1 protein-coding gene is annotated in these 3491 nt (G+C 69.9%); it reads left to right on the top strand.

Features of this window, described 5'->3' with window-relative positions:
- Nucleotides 1-34: 34 nt before the first annotated feature.
- A complete protein-coding gene (locus J2Z33_RS17940) occupies nucleotides 35-3478 on the top strand; it encodes a pyruvate carboxylase (protein WP_209843605.1) in 3444 nt (1147 codons plus the stop codon).
- Nucleotides 3479-3491 lie beyond the last annotated feature (13 nt).

The following is a 3491-nucleotide window of genomic DNA, read 5'->3' as shown; positions in this document are numbered from 1 at the left end:
CGTAAGCTGCCCTTGTCCGCAGCGGAGCCTGTTCATGCCCGATTTCCAGAAGATCCTGATTGCCAACCGGGGCGAGATCGCGATCCGCGTCATGCGGGCCGCCAACGAGATGGGCAAGCGCACCGTCGCGGTCTACGCCGAGGAGGACAAGCTGGGCCTGCACCGCTTCAAGGCGGACGAGGCGTATCGGATCGGCGAGGGGCTTGGTCCCGTCGCGGCCTATCTGTCGATCCCCGAGATCATCCGGGTGGCCAGGATGTCGGGGGCCGACGCGGTCCATCCGGGCTACGGGCTGCTGTCCGAGAACCCCGACCTCGTGGACGCCTGCGAGGCCGAGGGCCTCGTCTTCATCGGCCCCACCGCCGCGACCATGCGGGCCTTGGGCGACAAGGCCTCCGCGCGCCGCGTGGCCATCGCGGCCGGCGTCCCCGTGATCCCCGCGACCGAGGTCCTGGGCGACGACATGGCCGCCATCAAGCGCCAGGCCGCCGAGGTGGGCTATCCCTTGATGCTCAAGGCCTCCTGGGGCGGCGGCGGCCGGGGGATGCGGCCGATCCTGTCGGAGGAGGAGCTGGAGACCAAGGTGCTGGAGGGCCGGCGCGAGGCCGAGGCCGCCTTCGGCAACGGCGAGGGCTACCTCGAGAGGATGATCCTGCGCGCCCGTCACGTCGAGGTGCAGATCCTGGGCGACAAGGGGGGCGACATCTACCACCTGTGGGAGCGGGACTGCTCGGTCCAGCGGCGCAACCAGAAGGTCGTGGAGCGCGCCCCCGCCCCCTACCTTTCGCAGGCGCAGCGGGAGGAGGTCTGCGAGCTGGCCGTCCGCCTCTGCCGGGCGGTCAGCTACGAATGCGCCGGCACCGTCGAGTTCCTGATGGACATGGACACGGGGGCTTTCTACTTCATCGAGGTCAACCCCCGCGTGCAGGTCGAGCACACCGTGACCGAGGAGGTCACCGGCATCGACATCGTGCGCGCCCAGATCCTGCTGGAGGAGGGCAAGAGCCTCGCCGAGGCGACCGGGATCGCGCGGCAGGAGGACGTGAGGCTGCTGGGGCACGCGCTGCAATGCCGCGTGACCACCGAGGACCCGCTCAACAACTTCATCCCCGACTACGGCCGCATCCAGATGTATCGGAGCGCGACCGGCCCCGGCATCCGGCTCGACGGCGGCACCGCCTATTCGGGCGCCGTCATCACGCGCTACTACGACAGCCTCCTGACCAAGGTCACGGCGCGCGCGCCCACGCCCGAGATGGCCATCGCCCGCATGGACCGGGCGCTGCGCGAGTTCCGCATCCGGGGGGTGTCCACGAACATCGACTTCGTGATCAACCTCCTCAAGCACCCGACGTTTCTCACGAACCAGTACACGACCAAGTTCATCGACACGACGCCGGACCTGTTCGACTTCGCCAAGCGGCAGGACCGGGCGACCAAGATCCTGACCTACATCGCCGACATCACGGTGAACGGCCACCCGGAGACGGCGGGCCGCGTCAAGCCCGCCGCCGACGCGCGCAAGGCCCGACCGCCGGTGCAGTCGCTGACGACATGGCAGGCGGGCACCCGGCAGCTTCTGGACGAAAAGGGTCCCAAGGCCGTAGCCGATTGGATGAAGGCGCAGACGCGGCTGCTCATCACCGACACGACGATGCGGGACGGGCACCAGTCGCTGCTCGCCACCCGGATGCGGTCGATCGACATGATCCACGCCGCGCCCGCCTATGCCATGACGATGCCGGGGCTGTTCTCCGTCGAGTGCTGGGGCGGCGCGACCTTCGACGTGGCCTACCGCTTCCTTCAGGAATGCCCCTGGCAGCGCCTGAGGGACATTCGCGCGCGAATGCCGAACATCATGACGCAGATGCTCCTGCGCGCGTCGAACGGGGTGGGTTACACCAACTATCCCGACAACGTGGTGCGGGCCTTCGTGGCCCAGGCCGCCAAGAGCGGCGTCGACGTGTTCCGCGTCTTCGACTCGCTCAACTGGGCCCCGAACATGCGCGTCGCCATGGACGCCGTGATCGCGGCCGACAAGGTCTGCGAGGCCGCGATCTGCTACACCGGCGACATCCTCGACCCGGACCGCGCCAAGTACGACCTCAAGTACTACGTGGCCATGGCGAAGGAGTTGGAGGCCGCCGGCGCGCACGTCCTCGGGCTCAAGGACATGGCCGGGCTCCTCAAGGCCCCCGCCGCGCGCGTCCTCGTCAAGGCCCTGAAGGAGGAGGTCGGCCTGCCGATCCACCTCCACACCCACGACACCTCGGGCGCGGCGGCGGCGACGATCCTCGCGGCCTCCGACGCCGGGGTGGACGCGGTGGACGCGGCGATGGACGCCTTCTCGGGCGGCACCTCGCAGGCCTGCCTGGGGAGCATCGTCGAGGCGCTGCGCCACACCGAGCGCGACACCGGCCTCGACGTGGCGGCGATCCGGGCCTTGAGCAACCACTGGGAGGCCGTGCGCGCCCAGTACTGCGCCTTCGAGGCCGGGCTCCAGGCCCCCGCCTCCGAGGTCTACCTCCACGAGATGCCGGGCGGGCAGTTCACCAACCTCAAGGCGCAGGCCCGCAGCCTCGGGCTGGAGGACCGCTGGCACGAGGTCGCGCAGGCCTACGCCGACGCCAACATGATGTTCGGCGACATCGTCAAGGTCACGCCGTCGTCCAAGGTCGTGGGCGACATGGCCCTGATGATGGTGGCGCAGAACCTCTCGCGCGCCCAGGTCGAGGACCCGGCCACCGAGGTCGCCTTCCCCGACTCGGTCGTGGACATGATGAAGGGCAACCTCGGCCAGCCCCCCGGCGGCTGGCCCGAGGCCATCCAGAGGAAGGTCCTGAAGGGCGAGGCGGCGCTCACCGACCGCCCCGGCGCGCACATGGCCCCGGTGGACCTGGAGGCCACCCGCGACAGGGCGGCCCAGGAGCTCGACGTCTCCTCGCTCGACGACGAGGACCTGAACGGCTACCTCATGTATCCCAAGGTCTTCTCGGACTACATGGCCCGCCACAAGGCCTACGGCCCGGTGCGCGTCCTGCCGACCCGGACCTTCTTCTACGGCATGGAGCCCGGCGAGGAGATCTCGGCCGAGATCGACCCCGGCAAGACCCTGGAGGTCCGCCTCCAGGCCGTGGGCGACACCACCGAGGAAGGCGACGTGCGCGTCTTCTTCGAGCTCAACGGCCAGCCCCGCACCATCCGCGTCCCCAACCGCTCGGCCGCCGCCACCGCGAGCCGCCGGCCCAAGGCCGAGGCCGGCAACCCCCTCCACGTCGGCGCGCCGATGCCGGGCGTGGTGGCAACGGTCGCCGCCCAGGCCGGCAAGCCCGTGCGCGCGGGCGACCTCCTCCTCACCATCGAGGCCATGAAGATGGAAACCGGCATCCACGCCGACCGCGACGGCACGATCAAGGCCGTCCACGTCCAGCCCGGCGCCCAGATCGACGCCAAGGACCTGCTCGTGGAAATGGAGTGAGCGCCTCTCCCAC

Origin of the sequence: Rubellimicrobium aerolatum, assembly GCF_017872975.1 — a bacterium.
Taxonomy (GTDB): Bacteria; Pseudomonadota; Alphaproteobacteria; order Rhodobacterales; family Rhodobacteraceae; genus Rubellimicrobium; species Rubellimicrobium aerolatum.
This window is presented reverse-complemented; position numbering and strand designations above follow the sequence as displayed.